The 22,071-nt window shown below is 63.0% G+C and carries 23 protein-coding genes, 1 tRNA gene and 2 pseudogenes; 19 read left to right on the plus strand and 7 right to left on the minus strand.

The window, feature by feature from the left end:
- Position 1: 1 nt before the first annotated feature.
- Positions 2 to 778, minus strand: a complete 777-nt coding sequence (locus M3G19_RS00930) for a hypothetical protein (RefSeq protein WP_259899957.1) — start codon at positions 776 to 778, stop codon at positions 2 to 4.
- Between the two features lie 35 nt (positions 779 to 813).
- On the opposite strand from M3G19_RS00930, the gene M3G19_RS00935 reads away from it, so the two are divergent.
- From M3G19_RS00935 to M3G19_RS00945, 3 genes are read left to right on the plus strand one after another with little or no spacing between them, the layout of a single operon-like run.
- Positions 814 to 1,665 (plus strand): DUF3097 domain-containing protein, encoded by an 852-nt coding sequence (locus M3G19_RS00935; protein WP_259899958.1) that lies wholly within the window; start codon positions 814 to 816, stop codon positions 1,663 to 1,665.
- A gap of 39 nt (positions 1,666 to 1,704) precedes the next feature.
- The gene (locus tag M3G19_RS00940; RefSeq protein WP_259899960.1) at positions 1,705 to 2,130 is read left to right on the plus strand and encodes an NfeD family protein; all 426 of its coding nucleotides are present in this window, start codon (positions 1,705 to 1,707) and stop codon (positions 2,128 to 2,130) included.
- A gap of 2 nt (positions 2,131 to 2,132) precedes the next feature.
- The gene (locus M3G19_RS00945) at positions 2,133 to 3,467 is read left to right on the plus strand and encodes an SPFH domain-containing protein (protein ID WP_259899961.1); all 1,335 of its coding nucleotides are present in this window, start codon (positions 2,133 to 2,135) and stop codon (positions 3,465 to 3,467) included.
- On the opposite strand, the gene M3G19_RS00950 is transcribed toward M3G19_RS00945, so the two are convergent.
- Positions 3,442 to 3,999 carry a MarR family transcriptional regulator gene (locus tag M3G19_RS00950; RefSeq protein WP_259899962.1) on the minus strand — a complete coding sequence of 186 codons (558 nt, stop codon included), beginning with the start codon at positions 3,997 to 3,999 and terminating at the stop codon, positions 3,442 to 3,444. The genes M3G19_RS00945 and M3G19_RS00950 overlap by 26 nt on opposite strands.
- Positions 4,000 to 4,018: 19 nt before the next feature.
- Entirely contained in the window at positions 4,019 to 4,612 is a 594-nt protein-coding gene (locus tag M3G19_RS00955; RefSeq protein ID WP_259900225.1) for a TVP38/TMEM64 family protein, read from the minus strand.
- Positions 4,613 to 4,722: 110 nt separating this feature from the next.
- Here M3G19_RS00955 and M3G19_RS00960 point away from each other — a divergent pair, with 110 nt between their 5' ends.
- From M3G19_RS00960 to M3G19_RS00970, 3 genes and pseudogenes are all read left to right on the plus strand, one after another.
- Positions 4,723 to 5,349: a hypothetical protein gene (locus M3G19_RS00960; protein WP_259899963.1), complete on the plus strand. Its 627-nt coding sequence runs from the start codon at positions 4,723 to 4,725 to the stop codon at positions 5,347 to 5,349.
- 219 nt (positions 5,350 to 5,568) lie between these two features.
- Positions 5,569 to 5,739: pseudogene (locus tag M3G19_RS11920) on the plus strand (helix-turn-helix domain-containing protein); the annotation flags it as partial.
- A 1-nt stretch (position 5,740) separates the two neighbouring features.
- A pseudogene (locus M3G19_RS00970) lies at positions 5,741 to 5,938 on the plus strand (IS481 family transposase); the annotation flags it as partial.
- 29 nt (positions 5,939 to 5,967) lie between these two features.
- Here M3G19_RS00970 and M3G19_RS00975 read toward each other — a convergent pair.
- Positions 5,968 to 6,053, minus strand: a tRNA-Leu gene (locus M3G19_RS00975).
- Positions 6,054 to 6,159: 106 nt separating this feature from the next.
- Here M3G19_RS00975 and M3G19_RS00980 point away from each other — a divergent pair.
- Positions 6,160 to 6,690 carry a YbhB/YbcL family Raf kinase inhibitor-like protein gene (locus M3G19_RS00980; RefSeq protein ID WP_259899964.1) on the plus strand — a complete coding sequence of 177 codons (531 nt, stop codon included), beginning with the start codon at positions 6,160 to 6,162 and terminating at the stop codon, positions 6,688 to 6,690.
- Between the two features lie 4 nt (positions 6,691 to 6,694).
- Positions 6,695 to 7,234 carry a hypothetical protein gene (locus M3G19_RS00985; protein WP_259899966.1) on the plus strand — a complete coding sequence of 180 codons (540 nt, stop codon included), beginning with the start codon at positions 6,695 to 6,697 and terminating at the stop codon, positions 7,232 to 7,234.
- Here the strand turns inward: M3G19_RS00985 and M3G19_RS00990 are convergent.
- Complete coding sequence (locus M3G19_RS00990) at positions 7,231 to 8,307, minus strand: quinone-dependent dihydroorotate dehydrogenase (protein WP_259899967.1); 1,077 nt, start codon at positions 8,305 to 8,307, stop codon at positions 7,231 to 7,233. The two genes, M3G19_RS00985 and M3G19_RS00990, sit on opposite strands and share 4 nt — an antisense overlap.
- A 20-nt stretch (positions 8,308 to 8,327) precedes the next feature.
- Positions 8,328 to 9,329 carry a hypothetical protein gene (locus M3G19_RS00995; protein ID WP_259899970.1) on the minus strand — a complete coding sequence of 334 codons (1,002 nt, stop codon included), beginning with the start codon at positions 9,327 to 9,329 and terminating at the stop codon, positions 8,328 to 8,330.
- A 104-nt stretch (positions 9,330 to 9,433) separates the two neighbouring features.
- Between M3G19_RS00995 and M3G19_RS01000 the strand changes: the two genes are divergently transcribed.
- The 10 genes from M3G19_RS01000 to M3G19_RS01045 all read left to right on the plus strand — a co-directional run bounded on the left by M3G19_RS01000 (position 9,434) and on the right by M3G19_RS01045 (position 19,892).
- The gene (locus M3G19_RS01000) at positions 9,434 to 10,258 is read left to right on the plus strand and encodes an undecaprenyl-diphosphate phosphatase (protein ID WP_210573533.1); all 825 of its coding nucleotides are present in this window, start codon (positions 9,434 to 9,436) and stop codon (positions 10,256 to 10,258) included.
- A 193-nt stretch (positions 10,259 to 10,451) separates the two neighbouring features.
- Entirely contained in the window at positions 10,452 to 11,522 is a 1,071-nt protein-coding gene (locus tag M3G19_RS01005) for an HNH endonuclease signature motif containing protein (protein ID WP_259899971.1), read from the plus strand.
- Between the two features lie 115 nt (positions 11,523 to 11,637).
- On the plus strand, positions 11,638 to 12,861 hold the full coding sequence (gene mshC / locus M3G19_RS01010; protein ID WP_259899972.1) for a cysteine--1-D-myo-inosityl 2-amino-2-deoxy-alpha-D-glucopyranoside ligase: 1,224 nt from the start codon (positions 11,638 to 11,640) through the stop codon (positions 12,859 to 12,861).
- Between the two features lie 21 nt (positions 12,862 to 12,882).
- On the plus strand, positions 12,883 to 13,263 hold the full coding sequence (locus M3G19_RS01015; RefSeq protein WP_210573321.1) for a hypothetical protein: 381 nt from the start codon (positions 12,883 to 12,885) through the stop codon (positions 13,261 to 13,263).
- Positions 13,256 to 13,948: an HAD family hydrolase gene (locus tag M3G19_RS01020; RefSeq protein WP_396121723.1), complete on the plus strand. Its 693-nt coding sequence runs from the start codon at positions 13,256 to 13,258 to the stop codon at positions 13,946 to 13,948. Before M3G19_RS01015 ends, M3G19_RS01020 begins: the two co-directional genes overlap by 8 nt.
- Before the next feature lie 148 nt (positions 13,949 to 14,096).
- Positions 14,097 to 14,360 (plus strand): phosphoribosyl-ATP diphosphatase, encoded by a 264-nt coding sequence (locus M3G19_RS01025; protein ID WP_259899973.1) that lies wholly within the window; start codon positions 14,097 to 14,099, stop codon positions 14,358 to 14,360.
- A gap of 32 nt (positions 14,361 to 14,392) precedes the next feature.
- Positions 14,393 to 15,238, plus strand: a complete 846-nt coding sequence (gene hisG / locus M3G19_RS01030; RefSeq protein WP_259899974.1) for an ATP phosphoribosyltransferase — start codon at positions 14,393 to 14,395, stop codon at positions 15,236 to 15,238.
- Between the two features lie 21 nt (positions 15,239 to 15,259).
- Positions 15,260 to 16,678 (plus strand): aspartate ammonia-lyase, encoded by a 1,419-nt coding sequence (gene aspA / locus M3G19_RS01035; RefSeq protein WP_210573316.1) that lies wholly within the window; start codon positions 15,260 to 15,262, stop codon positions 16,676 to 16,678.
- Positions 16,679 to 16,879: 201 nt separating this feature from the next.
- A complete protein-coding gene (locus M3G19_RS01040) occupies positions 16,880 to 18,190 on the plus strand; it encodes an anaerobic C4-dicarboxylate transporter (protein WP_296148272.1) in 1,311 nt (436 codons plus the stop codon).
- A gap of 37 nt (positions 18,191 to 18,227) precedes the next feature.
- The gene (locus tag M3G19_RS01045; RefSeq protein WP_259899975.1) at positions 18,228 to 19,892 is read left to right on the plus strand and encodes a formate--tetrahydrofolate ligase; all 1,665 of its coding nucleotides are present in this window, start codon (positions 18,228 to 18,230) and stop codon (positions 19,890 to 19,892) included.
- A 2-nt stretch (positions 19,893 to 19,894) separates the two neighbouring features.
- Here M3G19_RS01045 and M3G19_RS01050 read toward each other — a convergent pair whose 3' ends face one another.
- Positions 19,895 to 20,788, minus strand: coding sequence for a RecB family exonuclease (locus M3G19_RS01050; protein ID WP_259899976.1), 894 nt, complete (start codon positions 20,786 to 20,788; stop codon positions 19,895 to 19,897).
- A 27-nt stretch (positions 20,789 to 20,815) separates the two neighbouring features.
- Between M3G19_RS01050 and M3G19_RS01055 the strand changes: the two genes are divergently transcribed.
- Positions 20,816 to 22,048, plus strand: coding sequence for a M18 family aminopeptidase (locus M3G19_RS01055; protein ID WP_259899977.1), 1,233 nt, complete (start codon positions 20,816 to 20,818; stop codon positions 22,046 to 22,048).
- Positions 22,049 to 22,071: the final 23 nt, after the last annotated feature.

Genomic DNA, 22,071 nt, shown 5'->3' on the forward strand with positions numbered 1-22,071 from the left:
TTCAGCGCTGGTACTCCAGCACCGCATCGGCCACCCCAGCCATGCGTGCGGTACGGATGTGCCGCCAGAGGCTGAAGAGCTGGGGATCGAAGCTGTGGTCGTTCAACCTGTCGACCACAGTCTCAATGACCGCCGCCACCGCGTCCGCCCGCGCGAAGAGTTTCGCGGCACGCGGTGGCGTACGCATGGGCAAACCGGGCGTGTCGTAGAAATCTGAGAGCGTCCCGACCGTCAGGCGCGGGTCGGGCAACTGCTCGCGCGTGCCGCCCGCGGCCTCAATCAGTAGCGAGGCCTCATTAGTTGCGCGCGATAGCAGCGCATCGGCTTCGCCGGGGGAGAGCCATGCCGGTTCCGGAAGGGGGCCATCTTCTTCGAACCACCGCCACGAGACCCCGGCACTTTCACCGCGAACCCCCAGCTCGGAAGAGCTGTCAGGCACCACAACATGGGACACGCCACCGTTGCCGCGGAGCACGATCGCGCTGCCGCCGCTGAGTTCGGTGGCGGCCAATGCGGCCGCTGAACCCGCGGGCAGTTCCGGAGGTTGGCCGGGGCCAGACAGAATGAGGCGGACGGCGGGGCCGGGGGAGGTGAGGTCGGTGGAGGCGCGGACGTCGTGAAGCAAATGCGCGAGCGGTTCGCCCTGGTAGCTGTTCCGGCCGTGCAGTTCCGTCATGGCGCCGACGAGCGCGTCGGAGGGCTCGTGCCCGTAGAGCCATGCCGCGAGCCAGACGGCGGTGTTCTGCAGGGGAGAATAGACTTCGGCGCGCGTACTCACGGTGGCGAAGTATACGGGATACACTCTGGCCCACTATGAGCGGATTCAACAGCCACGCAGACCCGTACGGCGGCGATATTTTCGCCGGTCACGCCCGCAAGCGCCCGAAGGTGTACCCGCAGGTGGAGGCAACCGGCGATGTTGTGGCGGAGGTGTTCGGCGACGACTTCGTGGGGCTCGTCGTCGGCGTGGAGCGCACCTATGACGGTGAGTTCGTCCGGCTCGAGGATCGCTACGGCACACAAAGGCTGTTCAAGATGCTGCCTGGCGCGTTCCTGGTGGAGGGGGAGAGGGTGACCTTGACGCGGCCCGTCGTCAAGCGGGAGCCGCAACGCTCGAATTCGGGGTCCCGGCGCGTGGAGAACGTCCAGGCGAAAGTGGCGATGCCGTCGCGGATCTGGGTCGAAGGCGTGCACGACGCCGCGATCGTGGAGAAGGTGTGGGGGCACGATCTGCGCGTCGAGGGCGTCGTCGTCGAGTTCCTGGAAGGCTTGGACAATTTGCCGGAGCGGCTCGCGGAGTTCCAGCCGGGGCCCGGACGCCGCATCGGGGTGCTCGCTGACCACCTCATTGCTGGGTCGAAAGAGTCGCGGCTCGTGGCGGATGTCGGCCCGCACGTGCTGGTCACCGGCCACCCGTACGTGGATATCTGGGCGGCGGTCAAGCCCGAGCGCCTGGGTTTGCGCGCCTGGCCGGACGTGCCGAAGGGCGAGGACTGGAAGACGGGCATTTGCCGCCGCGTCGGCTGGTCGGATCCGCGCGAGGGGTGGAATCGGGTGTACGGCGCGGTCGAGACGTTCCGCGACCTCGACCACACGCTCATTGGCGCGGTCGAGCGGCTCGTTGACTTCGTGACAACGCCGGAGTTGCCAAAAGAAAGCTTTTGAGTGACTTATCGACGCCCGAAAATGCGTTAACCTGACCGTGTGGGAACAGTTATTTGGCTCATTGGCACGCTCGTGCTCGCCGGCCTCGAATTAGCGGCTGGCGAGTTCACATTTCTCATGCTCGCCGGGGGTGCGCTGGCGACAGCCGGCGCAAGCCTGTTCGGCATTCCGCTGTGGGCGGAGATCGTCATCTTCGGACTCGCGTCCGGTGCCCTCATCCTGTTCCTTCGCCCATGGCTGCACCGCCGCTTCAAAAAACCGGCAGCCTTGGACACGTCCCCGAAGGCTCTCGTCGGCGCCAAGGCAGAGGTGCTCGAGGAGATCAACCGGTATGGCGGCCAGGTCCGCCTCGACGGGTCAATTTGGTCGGCCCGCGCTATCGACCCCGCTTTCACCATCCCCGCCGGTGAGCACGTCACCGTCGCTGATATTGACGGCCCGACCGCCGTCGTCTGGAAGGAGTGATCATGACACCAACGCTTGTTCTGCTACTCGTCTTATTCATTTTCATTGTCATCGTCGTTTTCCGCGCCATCGCGCTGATCCCGCAGGGTGAGGCCGCGGTCATCGAACGACTCGGCCGCTACACCCGCACCGTTTCGGGTGGCATCACGTTGCTGGTGCCGTTCATCGACCGGGTGCGCGAGCGCGTGGACACCCGTGAGCGCGTCGTGTCCTTCCCTCCGCAGGCTGTCATCACCCAGGACAACCTGACCGTGGCTATTGACACGGTGGTGACCTTCCAGATCAACGATCCCGCCCGCGCCATCTACGGCGTGGACAACTACATCGTCGGTGTGGAGCAGATCTCCACCGCGACGCTGCGCGATGTCGTCGGTGGCATGACCCTCGAGGAAACCCTGACCTCCCGTGAGACCATCAACCGCCGCCTGCGCGGCGAGCTCGACGCCGCCACCGCCAAGTGGGGCCTGCGTATTAGCCGAGTGGAGCTCAAGGCGATTGATCCACCGCCGTCCATCCAGCAGTCCATGGAGATGCAGATGAAGGCGGACCGCGAGAAGCGCGCCATGATTCTCACCGCTGAGGGCCGCCGAGAGTCCGACATCAAGACCGCCGAGGGTGAGAAGCAGTCGCGCATCCTGTCCGCTGAGGGTGAGAAGCACGCAGCCATCCTCGCCGCGGAAGCTGAGCGTCAGGCGACCATTCTTCGCGCTGAAGGTGAGCGCGCCGCGAAATTCCTCGAAGCACAGGGTGAAGCACGCGCGATCCAGAAGGTCAACGCCGCCATCAAGTCCTCCGGCGTCACGCCGGAGCTGCTCGCATTCCAGTACATGGAGAAGCTGCCGAAGATCGCCGAGGGCAACGGTTCCACCATGTGGATGATCCCGTCGCAGTTCGGCGATTCGCTGGAGGAATTTGCCAAGGCCTTCGCCAAGAAGGACGACGACGGCGTCTTCCGCTACGAGCCCGGTCAGATCGACCCGGAGGCGAAGGAGATCGCCTCTCAGGAAGACACGGACGCGTGGTTCGAGACGGCCACCGACCCGGAGATCGCGAAGGCTGTCGCCGAGGCGCGCGCCGTGGCGAACAAGCCGGTCGGGTCCAGCCTCGACGACGCGACGGGAGCCAGCGCATCCAAGGGCTCCACGTCTACGTCGATTTCAACCAGCGTGAAGGCCGGCGCCGAGTCCGACGAGTCCCCGTCGCGCCCTGAACTCGACATGCCGCAGCCGACGCAGCAGCCTGCGCAATACGAGCCGCCGCAGTACGAGCCGCAGCAGTTCCCGATGCAGCAGGCTCAGCCCCCGCAGATGCCTAACCAGTATCCCCAGCAGCCCTAGACATCAAATTGACGGCGAGCTGCCAGCCCGCCTGCTCGGCTTGCCACCCGGCAGCCTGCAGGCGCTGGCTCATCGCCTGTTTAGAGATGCCGAGCTCAGCTGCCGCCTCATTCTGATTCAACCCGGAACGCACCAGCGAGGTCGCCTCACGGCCCTCGACGGTGCGTTTCGCCAGCACATGACCGAGCAACGCGAACGCAGACGCAATGTCCGCAGCGTCCGTTCCGGGCTCAGGCTTATCGACGACCACTCCTACCGACCCCGCCTTATTTCCCGCCCCATCTGATGCGGCGTAGACGGCGGGGCCTTTTTCTGTGATGCCGATACCGATGGCCCAATTCCCGTCGGACAAGAGCGCCATGACGAGCATGCAGGCGGCTTCAGCATCGTCGACGTGGGCGCGGATGTCCTCGACACCGACGACATCGAAACGGCCCACTCCGTCGAGGGTCGAGAGAGCTTCGGCGGAGCGTTTGACGAGTTCGGCGCGCCGCGCATCGCGGCCACGGTAGCGGGCATGGACAGCAATCATGGGGGACAGTCTAAACCCTTTACCCTTGGTCCACGGTGGAGGCTTGACGGGTGGGCGTGGTGGCGTCGAAAAGCAATCCTGCGATGCCGATCACCGCGAGCACTGCCATGATGGCCACGAAAATCGGATCAGGATCGTCGGTGAGCGTCTGCCCGAACATGGTGACCAGGATTGTGCCCGGCGCCGACCCCACGAGTGTGGCCACAGCGAACGGCAGTACCGGAACACGTGTGAGCGCCGCCGCGTAGTTCATGATCGAGAAGGGAATGCCCGCGATCATCCGCAGACTCGTGACGGCCAGCCAGCCGCGTTCTTCGAGCCTCTGGTTGATCCGCTGCACCGCCGGGTGCGTCAACCGCGGCTCCACCCAGTCACGCAGTAAGAAGCGCACCAGCAGCAGCGAGATCACCGCCGAGACCGTCGTCGCAGTCAGGGCCAGCGCGATGCCTTTCACCGCGCCGAACAGCACTCCCGCCGACACAGTGAGGAGCGTGCGGGGAATCGGGAACTGAGTGATCACCACATACGCCAGCCAGAACACCACGGGGAACCATGCGCCGGTCTGTTCGGACCAGGAGCGGAGTTGGGCAAGGGAGGGGACGTCGATAAGCATCCATGCCGCGATGAAAAGCACGACCGCAACGAGCACGACAACCTGGCGATGTTTCACCTCACAATCTTCACCCGCGAGTACCCTGGGGCCAAACCGGAAGAGGTACGAATTTGATCCACAACGACCCGACCGCCTTACCGATATTCCTGTTCATCGTGAGTCTCGCCGCCTCTGCGGTAGCTACCACCGGCGGTGATTCCGCCACGGCAGTGGCCGCATTGTGCGCCCTCGCCGCTGTAGCGGGAGTGTTGGCATGTGTGCTGACCGCCCGCACCCGCGCTGCCCGCGGAATCGCTGCATCGTTGATCCTCCTGCTCGGCATCGCGGCAGCTGTGGCGTTCAGTTCGTGGAGGCCTGCCGGCGCGGACATGTTCTTCTTTGCCACGATGTTTCCCGAGTTCGCGACGGCTGCGCCCATGTTCACCGCGTGCTGCGCGTGCGTGCTCGCCGCCGGTATGGAAACACGAAAAGTCTTCCTGGCGCTGTGCGCCGCCATCACTGTTATGGTTCTGCCGCGCTTCGTGGTTCTGCTTTTCGGCGGTCTCAGTCTCCTCGCTGGCTCTGAATGGTTGGCCTTCGTCGCAAGCGCCTGGTTCGCGCCGGCCGTGAGCGTCGCTGTGACTGCGGCGATCTTCAGCCTCTTCGCCTACGCCGCGAAGAATTACGAGCTCGTTCCCGGCGGCGGCGGAGGAGGAGTGTCAGGCGGAAGTATCTCTCCTGACTGGGGCACCTTCTAACAGCGAAAACACCCGCTTCCGTTACCGAAAGGGGTGTCCTAGTGGTGCCCGAGGGGGTGTCTGGTTCGGTGACATCGTTCCGCATGTCTCATGAGATCGTTCCGGTTTGTCCTGCGGGGATGTCTCACCACATCGTTCCGGTGGGCACATCTGCCGCCGGGATTGCCCCGGGAACGAGAAAAACCATGTCTCGAGACATCGTTCCGCCATGCTTAATCGATGACGAAAGCAGACAAACCAGCACCGAAAATCATCATCGAAACCATGGAAATCACCGGCATGAGCCAAGCCGAAGCCGCAGAGCATTTCGGCGTGACCACCCGCTGGATCCGAACCCTGCAACAACGCCACCGAGAAGGCGGATACGAGGCACTCGAACCACGCTCCAAAGGCCTATATCGGCCGTAGATGGGGCGGCGAACCCATCACAATGATCTGCGTCGACAACCACGTCGACATCAAACTCATCACCACCGGGGCACAAATCGCCGCCTACACACTCACCGACGAAAAGATCTACTACAACCAAAAAGACAACGAACTCAACCCCAACCCGGGCAACAAAAATAAAAGAAGTCCCGAGACATAACCGGAACTATGTCTCGAGACAACACATCGTGCCCGAGGGGGGACTTGAACCCCCACGTCCGTTAATAGGACACTAGCACCTCAAGCTAGCGCGTCTGCCATTCCGCCACCCGGGCTTTGGGTGTTTCAGCCTTGCGGCTGGGCACTCGTAGAACTATAGGTCGTGGCCCACGCGTCCAGCAAATCGCCACGTCAACGGCAAGACCCCGGTACAAAGGAGACATGACTGTTTCGTATGTTTCCGATCGTTTCCCCGGCCCAGACCCGTATGCACCGCTTGTCGACGTCCCGTCGTTTCCCGTCACCTCCACCGACCTGGTTGACGGAGAGAAGCTTCCCGACGCCCAGACCGGCGACGACGGAGTCTCCCCGCAGCTGTCCTGGTCCGACCTGCCGGAGGGAACCAAGTCCATCGCAGTGACGTGTTTCGACCCCGATGCGCCGACCGCATCAGGCTTCTGGCACTGGGCCGCGTTCAATATTCCCGTCGACGTCACCGAGCTGCCCACAGACGCCGGCTCCAAGGAGGGCCTCGGTGTCGGTGCCGTCGTCCTCACCGGCGATTCCGGGGTGCAGGGCTACTACGGTTCTAACCCGCCGCAGGGCCACGGCCCGCACCGTTACCTTTTTGCCGTGCACGCTGTGGACACGGAGCTGCCGGCTGATGGTGTCGCCAACCCGACTCAGCTCGGCTTCAACCTGAACTTCCACTCGCTTGGCCGCGCTATCGTCTGGGGCTGGGATGAGAACTAAGGGGATGCGCGGGACGCTATTTTCGCTGGCGTGCGCGTCCGCCATGACGCTCACCGGGTGTGCTCAGCTTTTCGGACCATCCGGTGACGACGAAGTAGAAGTACAGGACCCCATCACCATCGAGGAAGCCAAGGAAGAGTCGGTGCGCATCCAAAACGAGCTGGCTGCACTGATTCCCGAGGAGGACAAATCGCCAGACAAGCTACCACTGCCCGGGGAGGTTATCGGCAAGCCGATGCGGTGCGGGGACGAGGAAGGTTTGTTCAACTATCCGGGAGGCTCGGCGGTTCGCATCAACGAAGGTGTCGACGGCCAGGCGCTGGTGGATAAACTCACTGCGCATCTGCGCGGCCTCGGGTGGGACGAGAAAGATATCCCCACCAACGACCGGCCCGAACGCACGATGCAGACGAGCCCTGAGGGCTATCAGGCCATTATTTCCGTGCTCGATAGATCGGATGACCTGCCGATCATCACCATTGACGTGTGGAGTCCATGCGCGACGTTGCCCGAAGGAGTAAACGAATACGCTTACAAGATTTAATGTTTCCAGGTGAGGCCCGATCCGACGGCCGCCCCGATATTTTCCAATCCGTGCGCTTCTACCTGTTCAGCTAGACCGCGGTGAATTCGGCGGATCCACCCCAGCCCGCCGTAGATGAACGGGGTGTAGCCCTGCAGCAGGCTCGCGCCGGCGGCGATGCGCTCCCAGGCCTGCTCCGGGGTTGAAATGCCGCCCACACTGATGAGTACCAGTCGGTCGCCGACTCGCGAGCGGAGACGCTTGAGCACCTCCAAGGAGCGGTCATTGAGCGGTGCACCCGAGATACCGCCGGCACCCATCTCCTCGACACGCGTGGCGTCTGTGATAAGCCCTTCGCGGCTGATCGTCGTGTTCGTGGCGACGATGCCAGCCAAGCCGAGCTCGAGGGCGAGATCCGCGACAGCGTCGATGTCTTCGTCACTCAAGTCCGGCGCGATCTTCACCAGAACTGGTGTGTCCGTCGCCTCCTGGACGGCAGTGAGAATCGGGCGGAGTTCTTCGATCGCCTGCAGATCTCGCAAGCCGGGAGTGTTAGGGGAGGAGACATTGACCACGACGTAGTCCGCCAGCGGGCCGAGCAGGCTCGCGCCGGTGCGGTAATCGCGGACGGCATCGTCGGAGGTTTTGTTCTTGCCGATGTTGATGCCCACCACATCGCCCGACTTCTTCCGCTCCAGGTTCCTTGCCACCTTCAGTGCGCCGTCGTTGTTGAAGCCCATGCGGTTCAAAATCGCCTTGTCCTCCGGCAGGCGGAACAGGCGCGGTGCCGGATTGCCCGGCTGGGGGCGGGGAGTGACAGTGCCCAGCTCCGCGTAGCCGAAGCCCACCGCACCCCACGCATCGACCGCAGTGGCATTCTTATCGAAGCCCGCCGCCAACCCCAGCGGCGCCGGGAACCTCACCCCGAACAGCTCCTGCTCCAGGCGCTTATCGCGGACCCGCACTACCTTCTCCATCGTGCGGTTCGCCGGTGCCACCTCATTCAGCGTGCTGAGCGCACCACTGATGATCCCGTGGATCCGCTCCGGCGGGAGAAGAAACATGACCTTGAGAAGTGCGTCGTACGCGCCCATGAAAAGAACTCCTACTTGTCTCAGTCTTTGTCGGATTCTGGAGGAACGATCTGCAGGCCGTCGCCGGAGGCAGAGGCGAGGAGGAGGGTGCCGTCGTCAAGCGAAATCATGTGCTGCGCATCCGCGACTGTGCCCACCTTCCGCTGCTCGCGCGGCACGCCCTTTGAGATGTCGAAAGCAGTAGCCGTGTTCTTCTCCGTCGACGTGATCCACGCGAGCTGCTGTGCTGAATCCCACGCTACCGCCCAGGGGTGCGGATCCGTCGGCACCGTCTGATGCAGCCGCACGACCTCATCAGTGGTGTAGACCAACAGCTGCCCGCCCGTTGCATCCGAGGCGAGCACGAGCCCGTCATCGCCGAATTTCGCTTGGCCCACGCCGAGCCCGACGCGCAATGTGCCGCCCTGGCGGCTCTTGTTCAGCTGGACATCCTGAATCGTCGTGTCGAAGCGGTTCAAGCGCACGACTTTGTCCGCGCCTGCCAGCACGAAATCCGACGTTTTCGCCACCGGCATTCTGTCCACCCGGTTGCCGTCGGAATCGAAAACCCACACTTCGGCGGTCTGGTCGGAACCGGCGACGACGCGTCCGTCGGAAAGCGGTGCAGCAACCGTGACCTGCTCCGAGGGTGTGAATGAACGCTCCTCCGCGCCCTCGAAAACGCGGACCGTTCCGCCGCACACCGTCACGAACGCACCCTCGTTCGCCGTGACATCCCCGCACGTGTCGTCGACCTGGTGCGTGGCGCCGCCGCCAGCCTTGATCTCTTCGAGCGTGCCGAGACGCAACTGCCCGTCCGCGCGCACGCCGATCGTGCCGTTCGTGATCTCCAGGTCCTCCACCGCCGGGAAATCGACCTTCTCTCCCTCCACGTCGCCTGCCGGCGGTGACTGGGCCGGCTCCGCGTTACCCATCTCTGGGGCCTCTTGCGGCACTCCCGGCGGCTGCGAGCACCCCGCGAGCAGAAGCGCAGAAGCAGCGGACGAAGCGACGAATATTGTCAGCGAACGGCGATTTTTCACGAACCTAAGTTTATCAACCGCACCCCGCACCACCGCGTCGTGCTTCTTTCTCCAGCCCCTCCGGCGGTAGGGTGTCGTCCGTGATTGAAGCAACCACCGAAACCATGTCCTGGATGCAGGTCATCGTCTTGTCCATCGTGCAGGGCCTGACCGAATTCCTGCCGGTGTCCTCCTCCGGCCACCTGCGAATCGTCTCCGAACTGTTCTGGGGCCAGGACGCCGGCGCGAGCTTCACCGCCGTCATTCAGCTCGGCACGGAGCTGGCGGTGCTCGTCTTCTTCGCCAAAGAGATCTGGCAGATCCTTTCCGGCTGGTTCGCCGGGCTGTTCAACCCGTCGAAACGCGGTTTCGACTACCGCATGGGATGGATGGTCATCGTCGGCACCATTCCCGTCGGGCTTGCCGGCGTCCTGCTCAAGGACTTGATCCGCGAGAACTTCCGCAACCTCTGGATCACCGCGACAGTGCTGATTTTGTTCTCCTTCGTGTTCATCTTCGCAGAACGCGTCGGCTCCAAGACTCGCGGCTACGACGAGCTGACGATGAAAGACGCCATCGTTATGGGGTTGTGGCAGTGCCTCGCGCTCATTCCCGGCGTGTCCCGTTCCGGCGGCACGATCTCGGGCGGTCTCTTCCGCGGCCTCGACCGCGAGGTGGCTACGCGTTTCAGCTTCCTGCTCGCCATTCCGGCGGTGCTCGCGTCCGGGCTCTTCTCGCTTCCCGACGCCTTCGCCCCCCAAGCCGGCCAATCCGCCACCGGCATCCAACTGCTCGTCGGTGCCGTCATCGGTTTCGTGCTCGGCTATATCTCCATCGCGTGGCTGCTGAAGTTCGTCTCCAACCATTCGTTCGCGTGGTTCGCCGCTTACCGCATTCCGTTGGGCATCATTGTCCTCATTCTCCTCGCGACAGGTGTCATGAACGCTTAAAAGCATTTCGCTTGACGACGCCACACTGTCTCCCACACCACCACGTTTTCCCTTGTAGACAGGTGTTTTGGTTTGTGTGGTGAGTGTTCTTTTTAGGTGTTCGTTCGTGTGTTCTTGTGGATAGTTTTGAGTTATCCACAGGTTTTTGTGTTGCCTGTTTCGCGTTTGTGTTGGTCGGTTTAGCGTGTGGGGCATGAACGATTTCGAGGCGTTTATCGCCGCTGCTGCGCGACCAATGGATATCCTGGCTGGTTTCAACCGCCAGGCCGTTGTCGATGCCGGCATGAAATCGACTCTGGCCGCTGACGGCGAGAAAGCCCGCGAGGTGTACTTCGGGCCCACGAAGTTCTCCCGCAAGCAAGCCCACGCGGTGCGCATCGCCCGTGAAACCGGAAAGTCGTTGGACCAGATCCTGTTCATCGAACAGCAAGTCCGCAAGTTGGGTACCGAGAAAGAAAAGTGGAAGATCCGCCTGGCGTTGTTGTCGGTGCGCGGGAATTACGAGACGTTGAAGCGCCGCGCCAAAGACATCGTCCCTGAGGTGGATACACCAGCACCGGAGTCGTCGGTCCGGTTCGGTAAGGAACGGAAAGGTAAACGCACCTTCAGCGCTACTGGTGATGCCCGGGATATCGCCGCTCTTGAGTACGCGCTGCGCCAAAAACTCGATGCTAATCGTCCTGAGGGTCCGCAGATGTACGAGGCATTCCACGACCTGCTCCACAACGATGGTGCTGTCGCTGATGCTGTGCCACGCCCATTGGTCCAGATCCCGCTTCCGGATTACATCAAGGTCCTCGGCGGCCAAGGCGACGACACCATCCTGGGGTTGTCTGATGGCACGACGATGACTGGTGCGGAGTACCTGACTCGGTTCCACGGGTCCGACTTGGAAGTCGCACTCTTCCACCCGCAGGCAGGTCCGGTGAACCTGTACAACACGAAGCGGTTCGCTAATAAGAAACAACGCGACCTTGCCCGGGCAACGCTGACCACCTGTCCGGTGCCGGATTGCCGGCATGCTGCCGATAACTGCGAGGTCCACCACATCGAACCGTGGGCCCGGGGTGGGCCGACGAACATGAACAATCTGTCGGTGTTGTGCAGGTACCACAACCGCACCAACGACGATGACCCCGATAGACACAACAGGGGTCGAATACAGGTGCGCGATGGGACACCGACATGGGTTTCACCGCGCGGAACACCAGTACCGAACAGAACACACCAATACGGTGCGATGCACCTGCTGTTCGGAACATAGCCGAGGGGCCACCACACCCCACGGCCACTTCCGCACGCCCAAAGATAGGTAGTGTTCAGCAGGCGTCGGCAGGACGGGCGTCATGGCCAGGCTTTGGGGTTGTAGGGTGGGCTGCATGCATTCTTGGCCTAATCCTGCGGTCCCATCGGTGGCTGGCACACCCGTGCCGCTCGCGCTGTACGACACAGCGGATGGGGAAGTTAAGCGCGTCGAGACGGGCGACGGCGAAGTCGGCATGTACGTGTGCGGCATTACGCCTTACGATTCGACGCACCTCGGGCACGCGGCGACGTACCTGACGTTCGACCTCGTGTATCGCCAGCTGCTGGCGAACGGCCACGAGGTCCGCTACGTGCAAAACATCACGGACGTCGACGACCCGCTGTTCGAGCGGGCGGAACGGGACGGCGTGGATTGGCGTGAGCTCGGCACGAGCCAGATCGACCTGTTCCGCAGCGACATGGAGATCCTCTCGGTCATCCCGCCGCGCGACTACATCGGCGCGATGGAAGCAGTCGACGAGGTCGTCGAGATGGTCCAGGTACTGCTGGACAAGGGCATCGCATATTCGCTTATCGACGACACCTCCGGCGCCACCGACATCTACGCCCCCATCACAGCTACCCCGCAGTTCGGGTATGAATCCAACCTTGACCGGGCGACGATGGAGACATTCTTCGCCGAACGCGGCGGCGACCCAGATCGACAGGGCAAACGCGACCCCCTCGATGCGCTACTGTGGCGCGGCCACCGGGACGGGGAACCGGCGTGGGACGCGCCGTTCGGTGCAGGTCGGCCGGGCTGGCACATCGAGTGTTCGGCGATCGCGACGAACCGTCTCGGCACGACGTTTTCGATTCAGGGCGGCGGCAGCGACCTTGCGTTTCCGCACCACGAATTCTCAGCGGCGCACGCCGAAGCCACGTACGGTGTCGACCGCATGGCTGGCCACTACGTCCACACGGGCATGATCGCTCTCGACGGCGTGAAAATGTCGAAATCGCTCGGCAACCTCGTCTTCGTTCACAAGCTCTCCGAAGCCGGGCACGACCCAGCGGCGATCCGCCTCGCGGTATTCGCTGGTCACTACCGTGAGGACCGGGATTTCTCCTACGGCATTCTCGATGAGGCGGAGGCGCGTTTGGCCAGGTGGCGTGAGGTGCTCGACGGGGAAGTGGGGGAGGAAGAGGCGAGGGGAGTCGTCGATAAGCTGCGCGCAGCGCTTGCCGACGACCTCGACACCGTCACCGCCCTGAAAACCGTCGACGACGCCCCCGGCGACCACGACGGAATCATCGCCGACGCGCTCGATGGGTTGCTTGGCGTGCAGCTCCGCTGAACTTGGGGAATGATGGCGGACATGACCATTCGCGATCAGTTCCAATCCGACGTCGATGAGTTCATCGATGACCTGACCACCTTCGCCACCGGCTCCTATTTGAAAGAAGAAGACAAAGAGCTGTGGGAGGAGCCGTTCGACCCGGCAGTCCTGCCCGATCTGAAGAAGCTGATCGAGGGCTACCTCGACGCCCTTGAGCTGATCGGAGACGACCCGGACTCCGACAAGCTTTTGTCCGTGGTCGATCCGTTCTTCAACAGCCTGCACGACTTCAACGCCAAGCACGCCGATGCTGTGCTCGAGCCCGAGGAAAAGACTGAGCTGCAGGAGCTTTCGTACCGCGCCGCTGCCGCGACGGGTGCGGACGACGAAGCACTCAACTCCCTTCCTGAGCTTGACTAGCCGTGGCCCGCGTGCCGTCTTCTGGGACATGGACGGCACGATGGTGGACACCGAGCCGCTGTGGGGCATTGCGACGTACGAGCTTTCCGAACGCCTCGGTCGCCGCTTGAGCACCGAAAAGCGCGAAGAAACCGTCGGCGGAAGCTTCCCGAACACGCTGCGCGTGTGTGCGGAATGGGCTGGTTTGTCCGTCGCCCAGTTGGATTACGACCACCACCGCTCCTGGATGTTCGGGCGCATGTCAGAACTATTCGCTGGCCAGCTGGTTCCTAATCCCGGCGTCCGCGAGCTGTTGTCGTCGCTTCACGCTTCCGGCATGCCGATGCTCGTGACCACCAACACTGAACGCGAACTTGCCGACCGGTGCATCGACGCTGTCGGGCGCGCCCTGTTCAACGGTTCGATCACCGGCGACGAGGTACCCAATCCGAAGCCAGCGCCCGACATGTACCTCAAAGCCGCAGAGACCGTCGGTGCCGACCCTGCCGACTGCCTTGTCTTCGAGGACTCGTGGGCCGGAATGTCCGCCGCAGCCGCTGCCGGGTGCGTTGTCCTGGGACTCGCTGCGCCCGACGCTGTCCCGGACGGGGTGCAGCCCTTCGATCCTGCGCGTTTCGTCGGCGCCAAGGCCGGAGACGTCGCGGAATGGTTCGAACACGCCCGCCTTGCCCGCGGATCGGTGTAGGCCAAGCAATCGGCTCGCCGGCGAGCCACCTCACCGGCGCGCGCGGAGCCGACCACCGACGAATTTCGCAGCACCCAACCGAAGCGACCTGCGAGAGGACGAATGAAACACGGCCGGCACACCCAGCAGATGGGTTAGAGTGATCTGCGTGAAGAATTTCGATGATCTTTTTGCGGAACTGTCCACTAAGGCAGATGAGCGGCCGGAAGGTTCGGGCACGGTGGAGGCGCTGAATAAGGGGCCGCATTTCATCGGCAAGAAGATCATCGAGGAAGCTGGCGAGGTGTGGATCGCTGCGGAGTACCAGTCGGATGAGGAGCTGGCAGAAGAGATGAGCCAGCTCATGTACTGGACGCAGGTCATGATGGTTCAGCGGGGTCTGACTCCCGACGACATTTACAAGTACCTCTAGAACGCCCACGATTTTTAGGAGATCCACGCACCATGATCAAGATCGCTGTTCCTAACAAGGGTTCGTTGTCGGAAGCTGCCACCGGGATTCTCAAGGAGGCCGGGTATAAGGGGCGCGGGCAGAGCAAGGCGCTGAATATCGTCGACGAGGCGAATAACGTCGAGTTCTTCTTCCTGCGGCCGAAGGACATCGCGATCTATGTTGCGGCGGGGCACTTGGATCTCGGCATCACGGGGCGGGATCTCGCGCTCGATTCGCGGGCGGCTGTCGAGGAGGTGCTCGAGCTCGGTTTCGGCGGCTCGACGTTTCGTTTCGCGGCGCCAGCAGGAGAGACGTGGACAATCGAGGACCTCGAGGGCAAACGCTTAGCGACGAGCTACCCCCACCTCGCCGCCGATTACCTTTCCGCGCGCGGCATCAATACGGAGGTGATCCGCCTGGACGGCGCGGTGGAGATCTCCATCAAGCTCGGTGTGGCAGATGCGATCGCTGATGTGGTTTCAACTGGTGCAACACTCCGCCAGCAAGGTTTGAAGCCGTTCGGGGAGGCGATTGTGGAGAGTGAGGCGGTCGTCGTCAAGCAAAAAGCCCGTGAGCTTACTGCCGACGACGAGGTGGTGCTCTCGCGCATCCGCGGAATTCTCACGGCGCACAATTTCGTGATGCTCGATTACAACGTGTCGCGCGACAATCTGGACGAAACTGTGGCGATCACCCCGGGGCTGACCGGCGCGACGGTCTCTCCGCTGCAGCGCGACAACTGGGTCGCCGTCCGTGCGATGGTGCCGCGGAAGGAAGCGAACCAACTGATGGACAGTCTCGCCGCCGCTGGCGCTGAGGCAATCCTTGCTACGGAGTTGCAAATCGCGCGAATCTAATTCTTCTCTACACTGGAGCCTATGGGTTACAGAACAGAAGAAGACCTGCTCGGCACCGTTGAGGTTCCGGAGGATAAGTACTACGGCGTGCACACGATGCGCGCGATCGATAACTTCCAGATCTCGTCCGCAAAGATCCAGGACTACCCGGATTTCGTGCGCGGCATGGTCATGGTGAAGAAGGCTGCTGCGATGGCGAACCGCCGTCTGCACACCCTGCCGAAGGACAAGGCTGACGCGATCATCGCCGCATGCGACAAGATCCTCGACGAGGGCGCCTGCATGGACCAGTTCCCGACCGACGCTTACCAGGGCGGCGCGGGCACGTCGGTGAACATGAACACCAACGAGGTCGTGGCCAACCTTGCACTGGAGATCATCGGCAAGGAGAAGGGCAGCTACGACGTCATCAACCCGAACGATGATGTCAATATGTCGCAGTCCACTAACGACGCGTACCCGACCGGGTTCCGCCTGGGCCTGTACCACTCGATGCAGACGCTCATCGCTGAACTCGACGAGCTGCAAAAGGCGTTCCGCGCGAAGGGCGACGAATTCGGCGACATCCTCAAGATGGGTCGCACCCAGCTGCAGGATGCTGTCCCGATGACGCTGGGCCAGGAGTTCACGGCGTTCGGCGCCAACCTCGCTGAGGAGCAGGACAAGCTTCAGCAGGCAGCGGCGGATCTGCTCGAGGTGAACCTCGGCGCTACCGCGATCGGCACTGGCGTGAACACCCCGGGCGGCTACCGCGACCAGGTAATCGCGGCGCTGCGCGAGGTCACGGGCCTGCCGATTTCGACCTCCCCGGACCTGATCGAGGCGACCTCCGACACCGGTAGCTACGTCATGGCGCACTCGGCGCTCAAGCGCGCAGCGATGAAGCTGTCCAAGACGTGTAACGACCTGCGTCTGCTGTCGTCCGGCCCGCGCGCCGGCCTGAACGAGATCAACCTTCCGGAACGCCAGGCTGGCTCGTCGATCATGCCGGCAAAGGTGAACCCGGTGATCCCGGAGGTCGTCAACCAGGTGTGCTTCAAGGTCTTCGGCAACGACGTCACGGTCTCCATGGCTGCCGAGTCCGGCCAGCTGCAGCTCAACGTCATGGAGCCGGTCATCGCACGCAGCCTGTTCGGTTCGATCGAGCTGCTGCACAACGCGGCGAAGACGCTCCGCGAGAAGTGCGTCGTGGGCATCACCGCCAATGAAGACGTGTGCCAAGGCTACGTGGACAATTCCATCGGCATCATCACCTACCTCAACCCGTTCATCGGCCACCACAACGGCGATTTGATCGGCAAGGAAGCAGCAGCGACGGGCAAGGGCGTCCGCGAGCTCGTGCTCGAAAAAGAGCTTCTCGACGAAGAAACCCTCGACCAGATCCTCTCCAAGGAAAACCTGATGCACCCGGAATTCCGCGGAAAGCTCTACCTCGATTAATCGGGTAACCGCCTTTTCTGGCATAGGTGTCCGCTCTTAATCTGTTAATCCGGACACAATCGGGCACAAAACCGCCCCGCCTGCTTGGCTGGGCGGTTCTTTGCGTTTGATACTGGACGACAGATGCGGCTGCCACCACGAGTTCGTCACGCTCATTTCACTTGTTCCGGCAGCCGGGAGCGTGACTGAAAGGCTCACATCATGTTGTTGGTTCTCCAACTCATCATTCTTTTCGGCGCGATCGTGCTCGGCGCGCGTTATGGCTCAATCGCGATCGGTTTCGCGGGTGGCCTCGGTGTCCTTCTGCTCGGTCTGACAGGGATGTCGGTGACGGCGGAAGACATTCCGTTCGACGTCATCGGCATCATCATGTGCGTGATTGCCGCTATTTCGGCGATGCAGCTCGCCGGCGGAATGGACTACCTCGTGTACTTGGCGGAGAAATTCCTCCGCAGGGACCCGAAGCGCATCACGCTGTACGCGCCGATCGTCACCTGGATGATGACGGTTTTCGCCGGAACCGGCCACACGGCGTTCTCGACGCTGCCGGTGATCGTCGAGGTGGCCAAGGAAGGCAAAGTCCGGCCCTCGCGTCCGCTGTCGGTGGCCGTCATCGCCTCCCAGATGGCTATCGTGGCGTCGCCGATCTCCGCGGCTGTGGTCTTCCTGGCGAGCATCCTCGAGCCCCTCGGCGTCGGCTACCTTCAGCTCCTCGGGGTCATGATTCCGGCGACATTCCTCGCGATCTTCCCGACCGCCTGGATCGCCAACCGCATGGGCAAAGACCTCGCCGACGATCCTGTGTACCAAAAGCGCATGGCAGATGGGCTGGTGCGCCCGCCGGCATCCGAGGGAGGGTATGCGCCGACGAGGGCGGCGAAGACGTCGGTAAGCATCTTTTTGCTCTCGATCGTCGTGGTGATGATCTACGCGACGCTGATCTCGGAGCAGGTCGGCCTGATTGCTGATCCCACGATCCCGCGCAACGAGGCGATCATGGCGATCATGCTGGCGGCCGCCACGATCATCGTGATCGTGACGAAGATCCCGTCGGCGGAGATCCTCGGCACGCAGGTGTTCCGTTCGGGCATGTCTGCGTGCGTGTGCGTGCTCGGTGTCGCCTGGCTGGGCACGACGTTCATCAACCACTACATCGAGGACATCCAGAATATTTCGGGCACTGTGCTTGAGTCGCAGCCGTGGCTGCTGGCGGTGGTGCTGTTCTTCGCGGCGTCGCTGCTGTACTCGCAGGCCGCGACGGCAAAGGCGCTCATGCCGGCGGCTCTCGCGATCGGCGTCAGCCCGCTCACTGCGGTAGCCGCGTTCCCGGCAGTGTCCGCGCTGTTCGTGCTGCCGACATACCCCACGCTGCTCGCCGCAGTCGAGATGGACGACACGGGCTCGACGCGCATCGGCAAGTATGTTTTCGATCACCCCTTCATCGTCCCGGGTGTCATCTGCATCGCCTTGTCGGTCCTGCTCGCGTACGGCTTCGGTGCGGTGCTGATCTAGCGGAATTCCGAGTGCGGTCTGGCCTAGGCTGGAAGGCATGACGCAACCGAAAACTGACGTTGAAATCGCCCAGGCGCACACGCTCGAACCGATCGCGGATATCGCGGCGAAGGCGGGTGTTCCCGACGACGCGCTGATCCCGTACGGCCGCTCAATGGCCAAGATCGACGTGACCACGTTGGACGGCGCGCCGGAGGGCAAGCTCGTGCTCGTCACGGGTGTCTCGCCGACGCCGGCGGGGGAAGGCAAGTCGACGGTCCTCATCGGGCTCACCGACGCGCTGACGAAGATGGGCCGCAACGCGGCCGTGGCGCTGCGCGAGCCGTCGCTCGGCCCGGTCATGGGCATCAAGGGCGGCGCCGCAGGAGGCGGATACGCGCAGGTCGTGCCCATGGAGAATATCAACCTCCACTTCACGGGCGACTTCCACGCGATTACGAGCGCGAACAATACGCTCGCGGCGATCGTCGACAACCACATTCAGCACGGCAACGAATTGCGTATCGACGCCCGCCGCGTCACCTGGCAGCGCTGCCTCGACGTCAACGACCGCAGCTTGCGCAACGTGGTGACCGGGCTGGGCGGCCCCGGCAGCGGATCGCCTGCTGAGACCGGTTTCACCATCACCGCCGCCAGCGAGATCATGGCTATTCTCGGTCTGGCGACTGACTTGGCTGACCTGAAGGAGCGTCTCGCGCGCATCACCGTCGGTCTCAGCTACGACAAGGAGCCGGTCACTGCGGGCGACCTCAACGCCGAGGGCGCTATGGCGGCGCTGCTCAAGGATGCGATCAACCCGAACCTCGTGCAGACACTCGGCGGCACCCCGGCGTTCATTCACGGCGGTCCGTTCGCGAATATCGCGCACGGGTGCAACACGCTCGTCGCCACGCAAACAGCGCGCAAATGCGCCGACATCGTGCTCACTGAGGCCGGTTTCGGCTCGGACCTGGGCGCGGAAAAATTCTTCGACATCAAGGCGCGCTACGGCGAACTCGACGTCGCAGGCGCCGTCATCGTCGCCACGATCCGCTCCTTCAAGTACAACGGCGGCGTACCGAAGCAACAGCTTAACGACGAAAACCTCGACGCCCTCCGCTCCGGCATCGTCAACTTGGAACGCCACGTGGAAAATGTCCGCAAATTCGGTGTCGAGCCGGTCGTGGCGCTGAATCTGTTCACCTCCGACACCGACGCCGAGCGCGAATTCATGCGTTCGTGGGCTGCTGAATTCGGCGTCGCATTGGAGGAAGCCGATGTATGGGCGAAAGGCGGCGACGGCGCGACCGCTCTCGCGCAAACCCTCGTGGACTCCCTCGACTCCGGTGGTTCAAAGCCGCTGTACGACCCGGCTGCGGGCACCGAGGCGTCTATCGAGACGATCGCCCGCGAGATCTACCGCGCCGAGGACATCCAGTACTCCGCAGCAGCCCAGCGCGACCTGCAGATGCTCAAGGACAACGGCTGGGACACCCTGCCGGTGTGCATCTCGAAGACGCAGTACTCCTTCTCCGATGACCCGACCGCACTTGGCGCACCGGAGGGCCATACCCTGCACGTGCAGCGCCTCCTGCCGCGCACGGGAGCTGGCTTTGTCGTGGTGCTTACCGGCGACGTCATGACCATGCCGGGCCTTCCCAAGGTGCCCGCCGCCAACAACATCGACGTCGACACAGACGGTACGATCAGCGGCCTGTTCTAGCGCTAGTCAGTCGGGTGCACGCCCGCGGGCGGCTCCTCGACGCCGCTGGTAGCGCCTGCATCCCCGCCGGTGGGCTCGGCTGCACTGCCGGAAACGTCGGCGGTGGATCCAGGCCACCCCGGGTACGGCGGCGGTGTGCCGTCGAAGGCGGGGCACAGCTTCTGGAAGGCGCACCAGTTGCAGAGCTTGGAGGTCTTCGGGCGGAAGTTGCCGCTGCGACCGTCGGCCTCGATTTTGCTCCAGAGGTCGCCTAAGTCGCGCTCGAAGTACTCGAGTTCCTCGCGGGACGGGGCGAGGAACATCGAGTCCATCACCTTCAAGTACATCAGGCGTAGCTGGTGCGGGATGGTGCCGAATAAACGCCAGTACACAAGCGCGTAGAACCGCATCTGGAACTGCGCTTCAGCGGAGTAGCGGGGCAGGGGTTTCTTGCCGGTCTTGTAGTCGACGACACGGATTTCCCCGGTGGGCGCGATGTCGACGCGGTCGATGAAGCCGCGCACAGGCACGCCGTTGGGCAGGACGGTGTCGACGTACATTTCCTGCTCGTGCGAGTCGAAACCCAAGGGGTTTTCCATGTGGAAATAGCCGCGGAGGAGATCACGGGCGTCCACAAACAGTTTGTGTTCGTCGGGGATGGGGTCGGTGACGGAGGGGTCGTCGTCGATAAGCTGCGCCCACGCTGGCTTGATCTGCTTGACCGCGGCGGGGAAGGTGCGCTTCTCGCGCGGCCATGCGTGCATTGTCTCGAGGACGGCGTGGACGAGCGTGCCTTTGACCTGCGCCTCTGTTTTCGGTTCGGGGATGCGGTCGATCGCGCGCAGGCGGTATTTCAGCGGGCATTGCTGGTAGTCGTTGGCGCGGGAGGGGGACAGGGCGAGCGGTCGTGGAGTCATATCGGACTACATCCTAGAGTAGGAAGCATGCAGATCAGCGATTTCGCAGAGTTCCTGGCGGCGAGCCCGAGCGCGTTCCACGGGGCGGAAAATGTGCGCGACGCCCTTGTCGCGGCGGGCTTTAGCGAGGACGCGGGTACTGAGCCTGGCGGCCATGTGCTCGTGCAGGGTGGTGCTGTCATCGCGTGGTGGATCCCGGAAAACCCGCGCCCGCGTATGCGCATCATCGGCTCGCACACGGATTCGCCGGGGCTCATGCTCAAGCCCGACCCGGACGTGGTGCGCGAAGGGTTCCGCCAGCTCGCGGTCGAGGTCTACGGCGGGCCGATCCTCAGCTCGTGGTTCGACCGCGAGTTGCGGTTCGCAGGGCGAGTAGCGCTTATCGACGGCTCCACCCACACCGTTGCCACCCCTCCCATCGCCCGCGTCCCTAATCTGGCGATTCATCTTTACCGTGGCGACATGCCGGAGATCGACCGACAGGTGCACATGCAGCCCGTCATGGGGGTGGACCGGCCGGTGCGCGAAATTCTCGCGGAGCAGCTCCGGGCCGACGGTGTGACTGGGGCCGATGGAGCTGAGGTACAAGGGACCGACATCGTTGCGCACGAACTCGTTTCTGCTGACACGCAGCGTCCCGAGGTACTCGGGGATACTCTCGCCGCCGGGCGCATGGACAATCTGAGTAGTGTGCACGCGTCTCTGCAGGCAATGCTGGCGGCGAAAGACGACGCGGAAGACGTGCTGGTGCTCGCTGCGTTCAACCACGAAGAGGTCGGGTCGGCATCCACAACGGGAGCTGGCGGTCCGCTTCTCGAGCGTGTCTGCGGTAAGATCGCGGACTCCCTCGGTGCTGATCCGCTCGAGATCTTTGCGAATTCCTTGCTCGTGTCTGCGGACGCCGCGCACGCTGTTCACCCAAATTACCCGGGAAAGCACGACCCGACGCACCGTCCGCTGATGAATCGGGGCCCAGTTCTGAAGATCAACGCTAGCCAGCGCTACGCCTCCGATGCCGCGACAGAAGCAGCGTGGATCCGTGCTTGCCGGGCTGCCGACGTGCCAGTGCAGACCTTTGTCGGGCACAACGCCGTACCGTGCGGCTCGACTATCGGGCCGATCTCTGCGACGCGACTCGGAATCCCGACTGTCGACGTCGGTGTTCCTCTGCTGTCGATGCACTCAGCACGCGAACTCGTCGGAATCCAGGACCAACTATGGCTCACCGACGCGCTTACGGCATACTTTGCTGGCGCGTAAACCTGTGTAGACCCGCTCCACCA

This window comes from Corynebacterium sp. p3-SID1194 (assembly GCF_025144155.1).
GTDB lineage: Bacteria > Actinomycetota > Actinomycetes > Mycobacteriales > Mycobacteriaceae > Corynebacterium.

Bases quoted from the DNA above. Each gene is read 5' to 3' on its own strand.
- M3G19_RS00990 (WP_259899967.1), bottom strand. From the start codon at position 8,307: ATGGGCGCGTACGACGCACTTCTCAAGGTCATGTTTCTTCTCCCGCCG.
- M3G19_RS01045 (WP_259899975.1), top strand. From the start codon at position 18,228: ATGACGCAACCGAAAACTGACGTTGAAATCGCCCAGGCGCACACGCTC.
- aspA (WP_210573316.1), top strand. From the start codon at position 15,260: ATGGGTTACAGAACAGAAGAAGACCTGCTCGGCACCGTTGAGGTTCCG.
- M3G19_RS00955 (WP_259900225.1), bottom strand. From the start codon at position 4,612: ATGCTTATCGACGTCCCCTCCCTTGCCCAACTCCGCTCCTGGTCCGAA.
- M3G19_RS00950 (WP_259899962.1), bottom strand. From the start codon at position 3,999: ATGATTGCTGTCCATGCCCGCTACCGTGGCCGCGATGCGCGGCGCGCC.
- M3G19_RS01000 (WP_210573533.1), top strand. From the start codon at position 9,434: ATGTCCTGGATGCAGGTCATCGTCTTGTCCATCGTGCAGGGCCTGACC.
- M3G19_RS00980 (WP_259899964.1), top strand. From the start codon at position 6,160: ATGACTGTTTCGTATGTTTCCGATCGTTTCCCCGGCCCAGACCCGTAT.
- M3G19_RS01055 (WP_259899977.1), top strand. From the start codon at position 20,816: ATGCAGATCAGCGATTTCGCAGAGTTCCTGGCGGCGAGCCCGAGCGCG.
- M3G19_RS01015 (WP_210573321.1), top strand. From the start codon at position 12,883: ATGACCATTCGCGATCAGTTCCAATCCGACGTCGATGAGTTCATCGAT.
- M3G19_RS00945 (WP_259899961.1), top strand. From the start codon at position 2,133: ATGACACCAACGCTTGTTCTGCTACTCGTCTTATTCATTTTCATTGTC.
- M3G19_RS01050 (WP_259899976.1), bottom strand. From the start codon at position 20,788: ATGACTCCACGACCGCTCGCCCTGTCCCCCTCCCGCGCCAACGACTAC.
- M3G19_RS01040 (WP_296148272.1), top strand. From the start codon at position 16,880: ATGTTGTTGGTTCTCCAACTCATCATTCTTTTCGGCGCGATCGTGCTC.
- hisG (WP_259899974.1), top strand. From the start codon at position 14,393: ATGATCAAGATCGCTGTTCCTAACAAGGGTTCGTTGTCGGAAGCTGCC.
- M3G19_RS00935 (WP_259899958.1), top strand. From the start codon at position 814: ATGAGCGGATTCAACAGCCACGCAGACCCGTACGGCGGCGATATTTTC.
- mshC (WP_259899972.1), top strand. From the start codon at position 11,638: ATGCATTCTTGGCCTAATCCTGCGGTCCCATCGGTGGCTGGCACACCC.
- M3G19_RS00985 (WP_259899966.1), top strand. From the start codon at position 6,695: ATGCGCGGGACGCTATTTTCGCTGGCGTGCGCGTCCGCCATGACGCTC.
- M3G19_RS01005 (WP_259899971.1), top strand. From the start codon at position 10,452: ATGAACGATTTCGAGGCGTTTATCGCCGCTGCTGCGCGACCAATGGAT.